We start from the raw sequence: 15019 nt of genomic DNA on the forward strand, positions 1-15019 counted from the left end.
CCGCAGACCGGCTCGCGGTTCCCGCGTCAGCTTCTGCGGGGAACCGTACGGGTTCGGCGGGCGGCCTGTACAGCCCGCCGAACCCGCACTGTTCACCTGCCGGACGCTCAGCCCTCCAGCACCTTGCGCTGGATCTCGTCGAGCTCGGCGCAGCCGAGGGTTCCCAGGTCGAGCAGCTGGTTGAGCAGGTCGCGGTCGAAGGGCGCGCCCTCGGCGGTGCCCTGGACCTCGACGAAGCGGCCGTCGGAGGTGCAGACGATGTTCATGTCGGTCTCGGCCCGGACGTCCTCCTCGTAGCGGAGGTCCAGCATCGGCACGCCGTCGATGATCCCGACGCTGACCGCGCTGACGCCGCCGGTGATCGGCTGGCCCTTGGCGCGCAGCAGCTTCTTCTCGCGGGCCCAGGAGACGGCGTCGACCAGCGCGACGTACGCGCCGGTGATCGCGGCGGTGCGGGTGCCGCCGTCGGCCTGCAGGACGTCGCAGTCGAGCACGATGGTGTTCTCGGCGAGGGCGCGGTGGTCGATGACGGCCCGCAGGGAGCGGCCGATCAGGCGGCTGATCTCGTGGGTGCGCCCGCCGATCTTGCCGCGGACGGACTCGCGGTCGCCGCGGGTGTTGGTGGCGCGGGGCAGCATGGCGTACTCGGCGGTGACCCAGCCCTCCCCGCTGCCCTTGCGCCAGCGCGGGACGCCCTCGGTGACGCTGGCGGTGCAGAGGACCTTGGTGTCCCCGTACGAGACGAGGACTGAGCCCTCGGCGTGCTTGCTCCAATTGCGCTCGATGCTGATCGGGCGGAGCTGGTCGGCGGTGCGGCCGTCGATGCGTGACATAGCGTCTGAGCCTAGTCGTTCCCCGCAGGCCGACGGCCCGCCGCCGCGATGCGGTGACGGGCCGTCGGGGTGTGGCTCAGCGCGTGGCGAGCGTCACACCACGGGTCGGATCGGGGGTCACATCATGTCCTCGATCTCACCGGCGATCGGGTCGGCGTCGGTGCCGATGACGACCTGGATCGCGGTGCCCATCTTGACGACGCCGTGCGCACCGGCGGCCTTGAGGGCGGCCTCGTCGACCAGGGAGGCGTCCGCCACCTCGGTGCGCAGGCGGGTGATGCAGCCCTCGATCTCCTCGATGTTGGCGATACCGCCGAGACCGGCGACGATCTTCTCAGCCTTGGTGGCCATGTCTTTCTCCCTCTGTCTCGGCGTACCGGCTGCCTTGCCGGGGACCGTCCTGCCTCTGTGCCGTGCGGTGGCGCTGCGGTGACGCGGGCTCAGCCACCCGGGTCGTGATCCGGCGCGACCAGCATCGCCCGGTTCGTTCCGTTCCGCCACGTTAGTCCACGTTCGGACCAGTTCCACGCGCGGGTTATGGATCTTCCTCACAGGATGAGGACGCGTGGGATCCGGATCCGGCGGCACGCGCGAATGCACCACAACTGGTCTACACCACTGTCGGCCCACTCCCCAAACGCGCGAGCCGTCCGCGGTGTTCCCGTCCCCCGAGGAGCCTGATGAGTGCGGCGAACACCGCGGTTCCACAGCGGAAAGCGCGGTGGCAGACCTTCTACGGCGGTCTGCAGAAGATGGGCCGCAGCCTCCAACTGCCCGTCGCGGTGCTCCCCGCGGCGGGCATCCTCAACCGGCTGGGGCAACCCGACATCTTCGGCCCCGACGGCCGGATCGCCGACTGGCCGGACGTGGCCAAGGTGCTGTCCGGCGCGGGTGGCGCGCTGCTGGACTCCTCGCTCGGCCTGCCGCTGCTCTTCTGCGTCGGCGTCGCCATCGGCATGGCGAAGAAGGCGGACGGATCCACCGCGCTGGCGGCGGTGGCCGGCTTCCTCGTCTACTACAACATCCTCCACCAGTTCCCGGTGAAGCCGTCGACCACGCCCCCGAGCTTCCAGAACCCCGGGGTGTTCGGCGGCATCCTGATGGGCCTGATGGCCTCCTGGTTCTGGGTGCGGTTCCACCGGACCAAGCTGGTCGACTGGCTGGGCTTCTTCAACGGCCGCCGGCTGGTCCCGATGATCATGGCCTTCGTCGGCATGGTCTTCGCGGTGCTCTGCCTCTGGGTCTGGCCGCCGGTCGGCACCGGCCTCACGCACTTCAGCGACTGGCTCAGCGAGCGCGGCGCCCTCGGCTCGGGACTCTTCGGCGTGGCCAACCGAGGACTGCTGGTGATCGGCATGCACCAGTTCCTGAACACCTTCATGTGGTTCCAGTACGGCAGTTACACCAACCCGGCCGGCAAGGTCTTCAACGGTGACATCAACCGCTTCCTGGCCGGCGACCCGACGGCCGGCCAGTTCACCTCGGGCTTCTTCCCGATCATGATGTTCGCGCTGCCGGCCGCGGCCCTGGCTATCGCGCACTGCGCCAAGCCGCACCGCAGGAAGGAGGTGACGGGCCTGATGATCTCGGTTGCCCTGACCTCCTTCGTGACCGGCGTCACCGAGCCGATCGAGTACTCCTTCCTCTACGTCGCGCCGCTGCTGTATGTGGCGCACGCGCTGCTGACCGGCCTGTCGATGGGCGTCACCTGGGGGCTGGGGGTGCACGACGGCTTCAGCTTCTCGGCCGGGCTGATCGACTACCTGATCAACTGGTCGCTGGCCACCAAGCCCTGGCTGATCATCCCGATCGGCCTCTGCTTCGCGGTGGTCTACTACACGCTCTTCCGCGTCATGATCACCAAGTTCGACCTGACCACCCCGGGGCGCGAGCCCGAGGAGGAGGTCGAGGACGTCACCAAGGCCTGACCCCTAGTACCCTCGAAGATCGCTAATCCTCAACAAGGTTTCGATTTCATAGCGCTTCCCACCTGCAGGGCTGTCTGGGGTTCCTTGGCCTCTCAGGGCGTGCTACAAAACTGGTCTACACCACTAGTGGTGTAGACCAGTTCGCGTGTCGGACCAGGCCGCACCCCGACCGACCCGCCCTGCCGTTAGGAACCACCCCATGAGTACGACCAAGCAGGCACCGGCGCCCGCCTCGTCGCCGGGCCCCTCCCCGCTGAAGAAGCACGGTCAGAGCTTCCTTCAGGGTCTGCAGAAGATGGGGCGCAGCCTCCAGCTGCCCATCGCCGTCCTGCCGGCCGCCGGCATCCTGCTGCGCCTGGGCCAGGACGACGTCTTCGGCAAGGACGGCCTGGGCTGGGACAAGGTCGCCGCGGTGTTCAGCACCGCGGGCAACGCGGTCTTCGGCAACCTGGCCCTGCTCTTCGCGGTCGGTATCGCCATCGGCTTCGCCAAGAAGGCCGACGGCTCCACGGCGCTGGCGGCCCTGGTCGGCTACCTGGTCTACAAGAACGTGCTGACCGCGTTCCCGATCACCGAGGGGCACATCGACGGCGGCAAGTGGGTCGCGGCGACGTACCAGGACCCGGGCGTGCTCGGCGGTGTGGTCATCGGCCTGCTGAGCGCCGTGCTCTGGCAGCGCTACCACCGCACCAAGCTGGTCGACTGGCTGGGCTTCTTCAACGGCCGCCGGCTCGTCCCGATCATCATGGCCTTCGTCGGCACCGGCGTCGGCGTGGTCTTCGCCTACACCTGGGGCCCGGTCGGCAACGCCATCGGCCACCTGAACAACACCCTGATCGGCGCCGGGGCGCTGGGCGCGGGCGCGTTCGGCCTGGTCAACCGGGCACTGCTGCCGGTCGGCATGCACCAGTTCGTCAACTCCTACGCCTGGTTCCAGGCCGGTGACTTCACCAAGCCCGACGGCACCGTCGTGCACGGCGACATCAGCCGCTTCTTCGCCGGCGACCCGACGGCCGGACAGTTCACCTCGGGCTTCTTCCCGATCATGATGTTCGCGCTGCCGGCCGCCGCCCTGGCCATCGCGCACTGCGCCAAGCCGGAGCGCCGCAAGGCCGTCATGGGCATGATGATGTCGCTGGCGCTGACCTCCTTCGTCACCGGCGTCACCGAGCCGATCGAGTTCTCCTTCGTCTTCATCGCCCCGGTGCTGTACGCGATCCACGCCGTGCTCACCGCCGTCTCGATGGCCGTGACCTGGGCGCTCGGCGTGCACATCGGCTTCAACTTCTCGGCCGGTGCGATCGACTACGGGCTCAGCTGGCACCTGGCGACCAAGCCGTGGCTGATCATCCCGATCGGCCTGGTCTTCGCGGTGATCTACTACGCGGTCTTCCGCTTCGCGATCACCAAGTTCGACCTCAAGACCCCCGGTCGCGAGAGCGACGAGGAGATCGAGGACATCACCAAGGCCTGATCCGCGTCAACACACGAGAGGCACCGACCCGCCCGGGTCGGTGCCTCTCTACGTTCCAGGACGCAGCGTCAGATCTCGTACACCGCACCGGCCTTGGCGACCTCGACCGGACCGCTGTAGGCGGCCTCGGCGTCGCGCAGGTTGCGGTCGGGGTCGGTCCACGGCGGGATGTGGGTCAGCACCAGGCGCCCGGCCCCTGCGGCGGCGGCGTGCTCGCCCGCCTCCCGGCCGTTCAGGTGGATCGCCTGGAAGGTCTCCTTGCCGTCCGTGAAGGCCGCCTCGCACAGGAAGAGGTCGGTTCCGCGGGCCAGCTCCACCAGGTCGGGGCACTCCCCCGTGTCGCCGGAGTAGACCAGCGAGCGGCCGTCGTGGTCGATCCGGAAGGCGTACGCCTCGACCGGGTGGTTGACCTGGACGGCGGTGACGGTCAGCGGGCCGAGCTGGAAGCTGCCGGGGGTCAGCGTGCGGAAGTCGAAGACCTCGGTCATCCCGGGCTGCTCGGGCATGTCGTAGGCGCGGGCGAGCCGGCCGGGGGTGTCGCGCGGGCCGTACACCGGCAGCAGGTCGGGGCAGCCCTCCTGGCGGTAGTTGCGGGCCACCCAGTAGGCGAGGAGATCGATGCAGTGGTCGGCGTGCAGGTGGCTGAGCACGACGGCGTCCACGTCGTAGAGGCCGACGTGGCTCTGCAGGGCGCCGAGCGCGCCGTTGCCGAGGTCGAGCACGAGCCGGTAGCCGTCGGCCTCGACCAGATAGCTGGAGCACGGCGAAGCGGGGGACGGGAAGGTCCCCGAGCACCCCACCACAGTCAGTTTCATCCCGAGCCCCTCCGCCGGATCCTGGTCCGCGCGCACGCGGGTTACCGCCGGGTCGCACCGGCGGGTAAGTGCTGCGTTCGCGTGTCGAGAGTAAGGGCGGAGGGGCACTTTGCCCCCGTCCCCGTGCCGCGCTGTGGCTGGAATCACCAGAACGGGGCGAGGGGGCGAGCCTAGGGGTGACGGGGGTCTCGGCGGGTGGATTCAGCGCTGTCCGGGTCGGCGTCGGGCCCACTGGCGGACGGTGTCGGCATACCAGCGGGGGTGCCCGTCGGCATCGACGAAGTCCGGGTCCGGCAGCAGGCCGTGCCGTCGGTAGTTGCGGACAGTATCGGGTTGGACTCCGATATGGCGGGCGATCTCGGCGTAGGACCACTCTTCCGTGCTGCGTGGGCTCATCTGGTTGCCACCTCCGGGCGAGGGTTTCCGAGGCTGAACTCGGACCTGCGGAGGTCAGCTTTTCCAGCACAACGAGGGCGCCCGGGCGCCCGACGGGGCCCGTGGTCGTTCCGTGACAGAGCGGAAGCAGCAAACGGACAAAGCCCCGACTGTCACACCGGTACGGTCAGCACATGAATGTGCTGGTTCCCGTCCTGGCAGTGGTGGCGATCCTCGCCGCCGTCGCGTTCGTCCGCTCCCGGCAGCGAACCGACGAGCGACCCGACCAACGACCCCACGAGCGGCCCGGCACCGTCCAGGCGCCGCACGGCTCCCCCGCGCCCCGGGAGATCTGGTGGGCCGAGGTCCCGTTCGAGGACGGGCCCGGCGCCAAGGACCGGCCCTGCCTGGTGCTGCGGGTGGACCGCCGGACGGCCACCGTCGTGAAGATCACCAGCAAGCACCACGCGGAACGCCCCGGTGTGCTGGCCCTGCCGCCCGGCACGGTCGGCGACCACCAGGGCCGGGCCAGCTGGCTGGAGACGGACGAGCTGCGCGAGGTGCCGCTGAGCGACTTCCGCCGCCGGGTCGGACCGGTCGACGCACAGACCTGGGCCCGCACCCAGCGCGCCGTGCACTGAGAACGGGCCCGATCCACTGCTGGAGTACTACGCCCAGAGCTGGCCCTGCAGCGCCTCGACGGCGGCCTCCGTCGTCTCGGCGGTGTAGATGCCGGTGGAGAGGTACTTCCACCCGCCGTCGGCGACCACGAAGACCACGTCCGCCCGCTCCCCCGCCGCGGCGGCCTTGCGGGCGACGCCCATCGCGGCGTGCAGGATCGCGCCGGTCGAGATGCCCGCGAAGATGCCCTCCTCGGCGAGCAGTTCGCGGGTGCGGCGGACGGCGTCGGCCGAGCCGACGCTGAACCGGGTGGTGAGCACCTCGGCGTCGTACAGCTCGGGGACGAAGCCCTCGTCGAGGTTGCGCAGCCCGTAGACCAGGTCGTCGTAGCGCGGCTCGGCGGCGACGATCTGGACGCCGGGGACCTTCTCGCGCAGGAAGCGGCCGACGCCCATCAGGGTGCCGGTGGTGCCCAGGCCCGCCACGAAGTGGGTGATGCTCGGCAGGTCGGCGAGGATCTCCGGGCCGGTGGTCGCGTAGTGCGCGCCGGCGTTGTCGGGGTTGCCGTACTGGTAGAGCATCACCCAGTCGGGGTGCTCGGCGGCGATCTCCTTGGCGATCCGCACCGCCGTGTTGGAGCCACCGGCGGCGGGCGAGGGGATGATCTCCGCGCCCCACATCCGCAGCAGCTCGCGCCGCTCCTCGCTGGTGTTCTCCGGCATCACGCAGACCATCCGGTAGCCCTTGAGCTTGGCCGCCATGGCGAGCGAGATGCCGGTGTTGCCGCTGGTGGGCTCCAGGATGGTGCAGCCCGGGGTGAGCCGGCCGGTCGCCTCGGCCCGCTCGATCATGTGCAGGGCCGGACGGTCCTTGATCGAACCGGTCGGGTTGCGGTCCTCCAGCTTGGCCCACAGGGCGACCCGCCCGTCCCCGTTGCCGGGGACCGCGGCGGACAGCCGGGGCAGCCGCACCAGCGGGGTGTTGCCGACGGCTTCGAGCGGACTGTCGTACTTCATTACTTGGATCCGCCGGCCACGGCGGGAAGGATGGTGACGCTGTCGCCGTCGGTGAGGGCGGTGGCGATGCCGTCCAGGAAGCGGACGTCCTCGTCGTTCAGGTAGACGTTGACGAAGCGGCGCAGCTCGCCGGCGTCCAGCAGGCGGGCGGCGATGCCCGGGTGGCGGACGTCGAGGTCGGCGAAGAGCTCCCCGATGGTGGCGGCGCTACCCTCGACGGCCTTGGCGCCGTCGGTGTAGGTGCGGAGGATGGTCGGGATGCGGACCTCGATGGCCATGGCTGCGCTCCTGTGGAGGTGGTGGTGGGCCGCAGGGCGCGGCGGGGGGTGGTGCGAAAGGGCGTCGGTGCTGCGGGCGTCGTGCCGCGCTCTCGCCGGTGGGCGGCTCAGCGCAGGGCGGCGGCGTCGGGACAGATCGCCGCGGCGTGCCGGCACAGGTCGATGTGCAGGCGCGCCACAAGGCGGATGCCCGGGGCCTGGGTGCTCACATCGAGGGAACGCATGGGCTCATCGTATAGATTCCCGGCCCTGTTCCGTCATGTCCGTCTCGCAGCGTGGATGGTTTCGTGTCAGGAGCTGAGATCGACCGGCCCGCCGCGCAGCTGCGGCGGGCCCCGCGGGGTCAGGGCGCGGGCGGCCCGACGACCTCGACGTCTTCCTCTGTGATCTCGCCGTCCACGATGCGGAACGAGCGGAACTGGAACGGGTCCTCCGGGCCGGTTCCCTCCGCCGTCGAGACCAGCACGTAGTGGGCCTCCGGCTCGGAGGCGTAGCTGACGTCGGTGCGCGAGGGGTAGGCCTCGGTCGCGGTGTGCGAGTGGTAGACGATGACGGGCTCCTCGTCCCGGTCGTCCATCTCGCGGTACAGCTTCAGCAGGTCCGCGGAGTCGAACTCGTAGAAGGTCGGCGAACGGGCCGCGTTGAGCATCGGGATGAACCGCTCGGGGCGTCCGCTGCCGGCCGGGCCCGCGACGACTCCGCAGGCCTCGTCCGGGTGGTCGGCACGGGCGTGGGCGACGATCGCGTCGTGCAGCTCTCGGGTGATGGTCAGCATGCGGCCAGGATAGCCACGCGCCGCCGGGCCGAGATCACCGTGGCCCCGCGACGGGCAGCTGCTCGTCGGCCGTACCGCGCACCGCCTCCGGCCTGGTCCGCTTGAGCACCTGATAGCCGATCACCAGCAGCACCGCCCAGACCGGGAAGACGTAGAGCGAGATCCGGTTGTCCGCATCGAAGGCGATCAGCACCACCACCAGGCCGAGGAAGCCGAGCGCCGCCCAGCTGCTCCACAGACCCGCGGGGGCCTTGAAGCTCGGCTCCGGGAGGTCGCCGCGCTGCCAGGCCGTGCGGTAGCGGATCTGGCAGATCAGGATGATCGACCAGGTCCAGATCCCGCAGACGGTGGCCACCGCGGTGATGTACTCGAAGGCCTTGCCCGGCGCCACCGCGTTGAGCAGCACGCCCGCGCCCATCAGCAGCGCGGAGGCGGTGATCGCGGCGGCCGGGGTCTGACGCTTGTTCAGCGCGGTCATCCGGCTGGGCGCCTGACCGCGCATCGCCAGCTCGCGCAGCATCCGACCGGTGGAGTACATGCCCGAGTTGCAGGAGGAGAGCGCCGCGGTGAGCACCACGAAGTTGATGATGCCGGCCGCCGCCGGGATGCCGATCTTCCCGAACGCGGCGACGAACGGGCTGACGCCGGGCTGGAACTCGGTCCACGGCACCACGGCGAGGATCACCGCCAACGAGCCGATGTAGAAGAGCACGATGCGCAGCGGCAGCGTGTTGATGGCCCGCGGCAGGGTCTTCTCCGGGTCCTCGCTCTCGCCGGCCGTCACACCGACCAACTCCACGCCGAGGTAGGCGAACATGACGATCTGGAGGGTCATCAGCGTGGCGCCGACGCCCTTGGGGAAGAAGCCGCCGTCCTGCCACAGATGGGTCACCGACGCGGTCTCGCCCGCCTTGCCGAAGCCCAGCGTCAGCACGCCGATCCCGATCAGGATCATCCCGATGATCGCCGTCACCTTGACCATCGAGAACCAGAACTCGATCTCGCCGAAGAGCTTCACCGAGATCAGGTTGGCGGCGTAGAGCACCAGCAGGAAGCAGAGCGCGCTGAGCCACTGCGGGATGCCCGGCGCCCAGTACTTCACGTAGACGGCGGCTGCGGTGGTCTCGGCCATGCCGGTGACCACCCAGAACAGCCAGTACGTCCAGCCGGTGACGTACCCCGCGAACGGGCCGAGGAACTCGCGTGCGTACTCGCTGAAGCTGCCGGCCACCGGCCGGTAGGTGAGCAGCTCGCCCAGCGCCCGCATGATGACGAAGATGACCACGCCCGCGATCGCGTAGGCCAGGATCAGGCTCGGCCCGGCCTTGGAGATCGCGGTGCCGGCACCCAGGAAGAGCCCGGTGCCGATCGCACCGCCGATCGCGATCATCTGGATCTGGCGACTGCCGAGCCCGCGGGCGTAGCCCTCCTCGTCGGGTCCTGAGTCCACCGCTTGGTCACACGTCTGCTCGGCCATGGGCACCGTCGTACCACAGCGAAAACGGTCAGTAGTGCGCATCTGAGCGTTATTTGAGCAAACCGGGGTGGATCGGTCAGCCGGTCGTCAGCCGGCAGTCAGCCGGTCATCGCCTCCAGCAGCGACTCCTGCATCGCGCCGAGCCAGAGGTAGGCCATCACCAGCGGCTTGCGCGGGTCGCTGTCCGGCAGGTCGTAGAGGCCCTGCTCGTCCTCCTCGGTGATCTCCAGCCGGGCACCGAGGGTCAGCCGCAGGTCGTTGAAGGCGCAGAGCCAGCGCGGGCAGTCCTCGGCCGCCGCGCGGACCACGCCGCCGGCGCCGCCCAGGGTGTCCAGCGCGCGGACCACCAGCAGCGCGTCGTCGCGCTTGCGGGCCCGCAGGTCGAGCTCGGTGTAACGGCGGAACTCGCCGGCCGCCGCCCTGGTCTGCGGGTCCGCGGGCTTGCCGGGCTCGCCGTAGGCGTCGGGGAAGAGCCGGGCCAGCGCGGGGTCGACGGGGGCCTCGGTGGGGCCCTCGGCGAAGAGCGCGGCGAGCGGGTCCTCACTCTCACCGCCGGGGCCCGGGCCGATCAGCTCCAGCATCTGCACCTCCAGCGAGCGGAGGATGGCAGCCTCCAGCTCCTCCAGAGCGATCGCCGCTCCGCCGTCGCCGGTCCCCTCGAACAACCCAGCCATCGTTAAGCAACCCGTTCCGGTTCGTGTGTCATCTTCGGTACTGCGGCCCGAGGCCGTCAGTCGTGCTGGAGCGTGGCCCAGAGCCCGTAGCCGTGCATGGCCTGGACGTCCCGCTCCATCTCCTCGCGCGATCCGCTGGAGACCACCGCGCGGCCGCGGGTGTGCACGTCCATCATCAGCTTGCGCGCCTTCTCCTTCGGGTAGCCGAAGTAGGCCTGGAAGACGTACTGGACGTAGCTCATCAGATTGACCGGGTCGTTGTGGACGATGGTGACCCACGGTGTGTCCGGCTCCGCCACCGGGAGGCTGTCCGCCTCGGGGAGTTCGATCTCGGCCGGCGCGACACTCACGGGCGGGCTCTCCTAGCTGGGCACGGTTGGGGCAGGGCTGCTCCGGCCTCCCATGCTGCCATCCGGGCGACCCCGGAGCGATTCCGCCCCGGCCGCCAGCGATTCCACGCCGGCCGTCCCGCGGCGCGACTCTTCCGCGAGAAATCGTCAAACTGACGCTAAGTCGTAGTAGCATCATCCTCATGGACGCCACAGCATTCGCGGCGCAGTCGGCCGCGCCCACCCAGTCGCCAGCCGGTTCGACCGCGCTGCTCACCGACCGCTACGAACTGACCATGCTGCAGGCGGCACTGCGCAGCGGCGCGGCGCACCGCCGCTCGGTCTTCGAGGTCTTCACCCGGCGACTGCCCGACGGCCGCCGCTACGGCGTACTGGCCGGCACCGGCCGGGTGCTGGACGCCGTCGAGAACTTCCGCTTCACCACCCCGCAGCTGGACTGGCTGGCCGACCAGCGCGTGGTGGACGAGGAGACCCTGCGCTGGCTGGCCGACTACCGGTTCTCCGGCGACATCCACGGCTACCCCGAGGGCGAGGTCTACTTCCCCGGCTCGCCGCTGCTCACCGTCGAGGGCAGCTTCGCGGAGGCGGTCATCCTGGAGACGGTGATCCTCTCGATCCTCAACCACGACTCGGCGATCGCCGCCGCCGCCTCCCGGATGACGGCCGCCGCCGGGGGCCGTCCGTGCATCGAGATGGGCGCCCGGCGGGCCCACGAGGGCGCGGCGGTGGCCGCCGCCCGAGCCGCGTACGTCGCCGGCTTCGCCGCCACCTCGGACCTGGAGGCGGGCTTCACCCACGGCATCCCGACCACCGGCACGGCCGCGCACGCGTTCACCCTGCTGCACGACAGCGAGCGGGACGCCTTCACCGCGCAGCTCGCCTCGATGGGCGTCGGCACCACCCTGCTGGTGGACACCTACGACCTGGCCGAGGCCGTCCGCACCGCCGTCGAGGTGGCCGGACCCGAGCTCGGCGCGGTGCGGATCGACTCCGGCGACCTCACCCTGCTGGCCCACCGGGTCCGCCGCCAACTGGACGAACTGGGCGCCCACAAGACCCGGATCATCGTCACCTCCGACCTCGACGAGTACGCGATCGCCGCCCTCGCCGCGGCGCCCGTGGACGGCTACGGCGTCGGCACCAGCCTGGTCACCGGCAGCGGCCACCCGACCTGCGCGATGGTCTACAAGCTGGTCGCCCGGGCCGCCTCGGCCGAGCCGGACGCACCGCTGGTGCCGGTCGCCAAGCGTTCGGCGGGGGCCAAGAGCAGCGTCGGCGGGCGCAAGTGGGCCGCCCGGCGGCCCGACCGCGACGGAGTGGCCGAGGCCGAGGTGGTGGGCACCGGGCCGCAGCCTGCCGAGCTGAGCGCGTACAGCCTGCACGTCCCGATGGTGCACCGCGGCGAGGTGGTCGGACGCGAACCGCTGACCGCCGCGCGCGAGCGTCACCTGCGCGCCCGCGCCGGGCTGCCGCTCTCCGCCACCCAGCTCTCCAAGGGCGAGCCGGTGCTCGCCACCGAACTGCTGCTGCACTGAGCGAGGCGACCTGACAACCGCCTCTTCCCCCTGTCACCGCCACTCCCTAGAGTGGCCCCACTCCCCGTCCCCCGACCGCCAGCGAGGAAGCAAGCCATGCACCGGGCCCTGATCGTCATCGATGTGCAGAACGACTTCTGCGAGGGCGGCAGCCTCCCCGTCTCGGGCGGGGCGGAGGTGGCGGCCGCGATCACCGAGCTGATCGCCACCAGCGGGGACGACTACGCGCACATCCTCGCCACCCGGGACCACCACCTGGACCCGGGGGCGCACTTCTCGGCGGAGCCGGACTTCGTCGACAGCTGGCCGCCGCACTGCGTGGCGGGGACGGAGGGGGTGGGCTTCCACCCCAACTTCGCGCCGTCGGTGACCTCCGGCGCGATCGAGGCGGTCTTCGAGAAGGGCGCCCACTCGGCCGCGTACAGCGGCTTCGAGGGCTTCGACGAGAACGGCCGCACGCTCGCCCAGTGGCTGCGGGAGCGCTCGGTCACCGCGGTGGACCTGGTCGGCATCGCCACCGACCACTGCGTGCGGGCCACCGCGCTGGACGCCGTCCGGGAGGGCTTCGCGGCGCGCGTGCTGCTCGACCTGACGGCGGGGGTCGCTCCCGCGACCACGGCGGCGGCGCTGGAGGAACTGCGCTCCGCTGGTGTGGAGTTGTCGGGTGCGCCGGTGCTGGGCAGCGCTTCGTAGGCTCTCGGCACTCAGCTGTGGTCCGGCCACTGGGTGACCAGCAGTTCCACCACGTCCACCCCGCCGGCCACGTAGGCCTCCCGCAACTCCGCGCCGACCGCCTCGGGTTCGGCGGCCACCCGGTCGCCGCAGACGTACACCACCCGCACCCCGAGGTACTCCATCCGGTGCTGGCCGGTCCGCACCCAGGCCGCCTCGCCCTCGCTGACGCAGCGCAGGCCCGAGTCGACCTCCACCGCGACCGCCGCCTGCGGCCAGTAGAGATCCGGCACGGCGATGAACGTCCCGCCGCGCATCCGCAGTTCGGGGCCGGCCAACGGCACCGGCAGCAGCTGCTCGTCCAGCAGCTCGGCCAGCCGGGCGAGCACCGACTCCCTTTCGGCGGCGAGCAGTTCGTCCAGGGCGGCGCGGATCCGCGGCACCCCGAGCAGGTCCGCCTCGCGCAGTTCGGCGACCAGCTCGGCCGGCGTGCAGGCCGGCCGCGCACCGTCGGACGGCGCCGCGAGCGCCTCGCGCAGCACCGACCGCAGCAGGCCCGGGCCGAGCAGACCGGCGTCCAGCACCCCCGCGTCCGTCCACTCGCGCAGCGCGTCGGCGACCGCCCGCGGCACCGGCGCGCAGGCCAGCCCGTGCACCTCGCGGGCCTGCAACTCCCGTTCGGTGCGCTGGATCCGGACGTCGCCGACGTCCCGCAGCCGGCGCTGGCGGGGAACCAGCACCTGCACCCCGGTGACGGCCGGCAGCCGGGGGACGGCGGCGAAGCCGTACAGCGCCAGGGCCGCCGCGCCGGTGATCACCGCACCCTCGCGGCGACCCTCCTCGCGGCCGTTCTGGGCCGCGTAGAGCAGCGCGGCCCAGATCCGCTGCTCGGGCGTCGGAGCGTTCTCCTGCAGCAGGTAGACGCGCGGCAGCAGGCGCTGCCACGGGCCGCCGCGCCGGCAGTGCCCGCTGACCACCCGGGCGGGAACTCCACGGGCCCGCAGCTGACTTGCCGTGATCACGTTCTGCTGGCGGCGGGCCAGCTCTTCGAGCGAAGGGGCGGGGGAAGGGATCTGGTAGCTCATGCGACAACCCTCCCCAGTCACCCGGTCGCAGCATTCGCAACCTGACGCACCGTTACTGAACCGTCGTCAAATCGGGACGCTCCTGCACTAAAGTCTCCATACCCTCACCCAAACGGAGTAATAGGGAGCAAAGCGGTTGCGGAACCGCAGGGCATGCCATGACATCTGTCATCCGGCGGCGGTGATCGAACGCTCTGTCGTCCGGCCGAGTCGGCGCGGCAGAATCGATCCCACCGGCGGGGCGAACGACGCGAGGCCGGGACACGGACGCTACCGCCGGGGGACCCGCCATGAGCACCATCACCGCCGTCCAGGCCACGGACACCGCTGAGGCCCCGGGGATGGAGGAGATGAAGCTGCCGGTCTGGTTCTTCGGATTCGAGGCCCTGTTCGCCTCCGCCTACGACCTGCTGAAGGCCTACCCCCAGGTCTGGCCCGCCCTGGTGGCGCTGGTGATCATCAACATCACCCTCTCGCTCACCATGATGCGCAAGCGCCTGCGGCTCGCCAAGGCCCTCTGGCGCGGCAAGGGCACCCGCAAAGTCGCCCTCGGCCTGCTCGCCCTGCGCCTCGGCAGCCACGTCGCCCTCGGCGCCCTCGGCGCGGCGGTGACCTCCACCGCCGGCCACCTGGTCTTCGCGCTCGCGATGGGCGCCGTCACCGTCGTCCTGCTCGCCTACACCCAGCGCACCGCACTGCGCGCGCTGGCCGCCCAGAACGCCGTGTGACCTGGACCACGCGCCAGCTTCTGTCCCTCCCGGCACCCGCGCCACAGCCATTGCCTACGATCAGGTCATGCCACATGACGAGACATCAGGTCTGAGCGCCGCACAGCTGCGCATGGGCCGGCTGCCGGGCTACGTACGTCGCCCGGACCCCGCCCGTCGCACGGGCGAGCAGGGCACGACGTACAAGAAGGGATGGGAGGTCCGCTTCACCGCGCGCAGCGAGGCGGAGATAGCGGAGATCCGCGAACTGGTCATAGCCGCCGGCTTCGCCCCCGCCCGGCCGTTCTTCAAGGGCCAGCAGCTGATCCAGCCCGTGTACGGGATGGCGGTGGTCCACACCTACCTGGAAGCCCGCGAACTGACCGGCGCGGCAGCCCCCTGAC

The 15019-nt window shown here is 70.8% G+C and carries 19 protein-coding genes; 7 read left to right on the top strand and 12 right to left on the bottom strand.

Going from position 1 to position 15019, the window contains the following annotated elements; translation table 11 throughout:
- Positions 1–107: 107 nt before the first annotated feature.
- Entirely contained in the window at positions 108–833 is a 726-nt protein-coding gene (gene rph, locus P3T37_RS22945; RefSeq protein ID WP_280725673.1) for a ribonuclease PH, read from the bottom strand.
- 117 nt (positions 834–950) lie between these two features.
- The gene (locus P3T37_RS22950) at positions 951–1184 is read right to left on the bottom strand and encodes a PTS glucose/sucrose transporter subunit IIB (RefSeq protein ID WP_280725674.1); all 234 of its coding nucleotides are present in this window, start codon (positions 1182–1184) and stop codon (positions 951–953) included.
- Between the two features lie 329 nt (positions 1185–1513).
- Between P3T37_RS22950 and P3T37_RS22955 the strand changes: the two genes are divergently transcribed.
- Both P3T37_RS22955 and P3T37_RS22960 read left to right on the top strand, forming a co-directional pair.
- A complete protein-coding gene (locus P3T37_RS22955) occupies positions 1514–2761 on the top strand; it encodes a PTS transporter subunit EIIC (protein WP_280725675.1) in 1248 nt (415 codons plus the stop codon).
- 199 nt (positions 2762–2960) lie between these two features.
- Positions 2961–4235: a PTS transporter subunit EIIC gene (locus P3T37_RS22960; protein ID WP_280725676.1), complete on the top strand. Its 1275-nt coding sequence runs from the start codon at positions 2961–2963 to the stop codon at positions 4233–4235.
- 68 nt (positions 4236–4303) lie between these two features.
- On the opposite strand, the gene P3T37_RS22965 is transcribed toward P3T37_RS22960, so the two are convergent.
- Together P3T37_RS22965 and P3T37_RS22970 are read right to left on the bottom strand one after the other, a co-directional pair.
- Positions 4304–5050, bottom strand: a complete 747-nt coding sequence (locus P3T37_RS22965; RefSeq protein WP_280725677.1) for an MBL fold metallo-hydrolase — start codon at positions 5048–5050, stop codon at positions 4304–4306.
- Between the two features lie 201 nt (positions 5051–5251).
- The gene (locus P3T37_RS22970; RefSeq protein ID WP_280725678.1) at positions 5252–5446 is read right to left on the bottom strand and encodes a MerR family transcriptional regulator; all 195 of its coding nucleotides are present in this window, start codon (positions 5444–5446) and stop codon (positions 5252–5254) included.
- Between the two features lie 173 nt (positions 5447–5619).
- On the opposite strand from P3T37_RS22970, the gene P3T37_RS22975 reads away from it, so the two are divergent.
- Positions 5620–6066 (top strand): type II toxin-antitoxin system PemK/MazF family toxin, encoded by a 447-nt coding sequence (locus P3T37_RS22975; protein ID WP_280725679.1) that lies wholly within the window; start codon positions 5620–5622, stop codon positions 6064–6066.
- Between the two features lie 27 nt (positions 6067–6093).
- Here P3T37_RS22975 and P3T37_RS22980 read toward each other — a convergent pair whose 3' ends face one another.
- The 7 genes from P3T37_RS22980 to clpS form a co-directional block, all read right to left on the bottom strand.
- Entirely contained in the window at positions 6094–7062 is a 969-nt protein-coding gene (locus P3T37_RS22980) for a cysteine synthase (RefSeq protein WP_280725680.1), read from the bottom strand.
- On the bottom strand, positions 7062–7340 hold the full coding sequence (locus P3T37_RS22985; protein WP_280725681.1) for a MoaD/ThiS family protein: 279 nt from the start codon (positions 7338–7340) through the stop codon (positions 7062–7064). Before P3T37_RS22985 ends, P3T37_RS22980 begins: the two co-directional genes overlap by 1 nt.
- Before the next feature lie 107 nt (positions 7341–7447).
- Positions 7448–7564 carry a putative leader peptide gene (locus P3T37_RS37080; protein ID WP_348533274.1) on the bottom strand — a complete coding sequence of 39 codons (117 nt, stop codon included), beginning with the start codon at positions 7562–7564 and terminating at the stop codon, positions 7448–7450.
- 119 nt (positions 7565–7683) lie between these two features.
- Entirely contained in the window at positions 7684–8115 is a 432-nt protein-coding gene (locus tag P3T37_RS22990) for a M67 family metallopeptidase (protein ID WP_280725682.1), read from the bottom strand.
- A 34-nt stretch (positions 8116–8149) separates the two neighbouring features.
- A complete protein-coding gene (locus tag P3T37_RS22995; protein WP_280725683.1) occupies positions 8150–9592 on the bottom strand; it encodes an amino acid permease in 1443 nt (480 codons plus the stop codon).
- Positions 9593–9690: 98 nt separating this feature from the next.
- Positions 9691–10266: a DUF2017 domain-containing protein gene (locus tag P3T37_RS23000; protein ID WP_280725684.1), complete on the bottom strand. Its 576-nt coding sequence runs from the start codon at positions 10264–10266 to the stop codon at positions 9691–9693.
- A 56-nt stretch (positions 10267–10322) separates the two neighbouring features.
- Complete coding sequence (gene clpS / locus P3T37_RS23005) at positions 10323–10616, bottom strand: ATP-dependent Clp protease adapter ClpS (RefSeq protein WP_280725685.1); 294 nt, start codon at positions 10614–10616, stop codon at positions 10323–10325.
- 182 nt (positions 10617–10798) lie between these two features.
- On the opposite strand from clpS, the gene P3T37_RS23010 reads away from it, so the two are divergent.
- Together P3T37_RS23010 and P3T37_RS23015 are read left to right on the top strand one after the other, a co-directional pair.
- Positions 10799–12151 carry a nicotinate phosphoribosyltransferase gene (locus tag P3T37_RS23010; protein WP_280725686.1) on the top strand — a complete coding sequence of 451 codons (1353 nt, stop codon included), beginning with the start codon at positions 10799–10801 and terminating at the stop codon, positions 12149–12151.
- A 96-nt stretch (positions 12152–12247) separates the two neighbouring features.
- The gene (locus P3T37_RS23015; protein ID WP_280725687.1) at positions 12248–12844 is read left to right on the top strand and encodes a nicotinamidase; all 597 of its coding nucleotides are present in this window, start codon (positions 12248–12250) and stop codon (positions 12842–12844) included.
- 11 nt (positions 12845–12855) lie between these two features.
- Here P3T37_RS23015 and P3T37_RS23020 read toward each other — a convergent pair whose 3' ends face one another.
- Positions 12856–13908: a hypothetical protein gene (locus P3T37_RS23020; RefSeq protein WP_280725688.1), complete on the bottom strand. Its 1053-nt coding sequence runs from the start codon at positions 13906–13908 to the stop codon at positions 12856–12858.
- A gap of 290 nt (positions 13909–14198) precedes the next feature.
- Here P3T37_RS23020 and P3T37_RS23025 point away from each other — a divergent pair, with 290 nt between their 5' ends.
- Together P3T37_RS23025 and P3T37_RS23030 are read left to right on the top strand one after the other, a co-directional pair.
- Entirely contained in the window at positions 14199–14636 is a 438-nt protein-coding gene (locus P3T37_RS23025) for a hypothetical protein (RefSeq protein ID WP_280725689.1), read from the top strand.
- A 67-nt stretch (positions 14637–14703) separates the two neighbouring features.
- Entirely contained in the window at positions 14704–15018 is a 315-nt protein-coding gene (locus tag P3T37_RS23030) for a hypothetical protein (protein ID WP_280725690.1), read from the top strand.
- Position 15019 lies beyond the last annotated feature (1 nt).

The sequence above is a fragment of the Kitasatospora sp. MAA4 genome (assembly GCF_029893355.1).
Taxonomy (GTDB): domain Bacteria; phylum Actinomycetota; class Actinomycetes; order Streptomycetales; family Streptomycetaceae; genus Kitasatospora.

Excerpts from the sequence above, each read along its gene's own strand:
- rph (WP_280725673.1), bottom strand. The coding sequence starts at position 833 with ATGTCACGCATCGACGGCCGCACCGCCGACCAGCTCCGCCCGATCAGC.
- P3T37_RS22950 (WP_280725674.1), bottom strand. The coding sequence starts at position 1,184 with ATGGCCACCAAGGCTGAGAAGATCGTCGCCGGTCTCGGCGGTATCGCC.
- P3T37_RS22955 (WP_280725675.1), top strand. The coding sequence starts at position 1,514 with ATGAGTGCGGCGAACACCGCGGTTCCACAGCGGAAAGCGCGGTGGCAG.
- P3T37_RS22960 (WP_280725676.1), top strand. The coding sequence starts at position 2,961 with ATGAGTACGACCAAGCAGGCACCGGCGCCCGCCTCGTCGCCGGGCCCC.
- P3T37_RS22965 (WP_280725677.1), bottom strand. The coding sequence starts at position 5,050 with ATGAAACTGACTGTGGTGGGGTGCTCGGGGACCTTCCCGTCCCCCGCT.
- P3T37_RS22970 (WP_280725678.1), bottom strand. The coding sequence starts at position 5,446 with ATGAGCCCACGCAGCACGGAAGAGTGGTCCTACGCCGAGATCGCCCGC.
- P3T37_RS22975 (WP_280725679.1), top strand. The coding sequence starts at position 5,620 with ATGAATGTGCTGGTTCCCGTCCTGGCAGTGGTGGCGATCCTCGCCGCC.
- P3T37_RS22980 (WP_280725680.1), bottom strand. The coding sequence starts at position 7,062 with ATGAAGTACGACAGTCCGCTCGAAGCCGTCGGCAACACCCCGCTGGTG.
- P3T37_RS22985 (WP_280725681.1), bottom strand. The coding sequence starts at position 7,340 with ATGGCCATCGAGGTCCGCATCCCGACCATCCTCCGCACCTACACCGAC.
- P3T37_RS37080 (WP_348533274.1), bottom strand. The coding sequence starts at position 7,564 with ATGCGTTCCCTCGATGTGAGCACCCAGGCCCCGGGCATCCGCCTTGTG.
- P3T37_RS22990 (WP_280725682.1), bottom strand. The coding sequence starts at position 8,115 with ATGCTGACCATCACCCGAGAGCTGCACGACGCGATCGTCGCCCACGCC.
- P3T37_RS22995 (WP_280725683.1), bottom strand. The coding sequence starts at position 9,592 with ATGGCCGAGCAGACGTGTGACCAAGCGGTGGACTCAGGACCCGACGAG.
- P3T37_RS23000 (WP_280725684.1), bottom strand. The coding sequence starts at position 10,266 with ATGGCTGGGTTGTTCGAGGGGACCGGCGACGGCGGAGCGGCGATCGCT.
- P3T37_RS23010 (WP_280725686.1), top strand. The coding sequence starts at position 10,799 with ATGGACGCCACAGCATTCGCGGCGCAGTCGGCCGCGCCCACCCAGTCG.
- P3T37_RS23015 (WP_280725687.1), top strand. The coding sequence starts at position 12,248 with ATGCACCGGGCCCTGATCGTCATCGATGTGCAGAACGACTTCTGCGAG.
- P3T37_RS23020 (WP_280725688.1), bottom strand. The coding sequence starts at position 13,908 with ATGAGCTACCAGATCCCTTCCCCCGCCCCTTCGCTCGAAGAGCTGGCC.
- P3T37_RS23025 (WP_280725689.1), top strand. The coding sequence starts at position 14,199 with ATGAGCACCATCACCGCCGTCCAGGCCACGGACACCGCTGAGGCCCCG.
- P3T37_RS23030 (WP_280725690.1), top strand. The coding sequence starts at position 14,704 with ATGCCACATGACGAGACATCAGGTCTGAGCGCCGCACAGCTGCGCATG.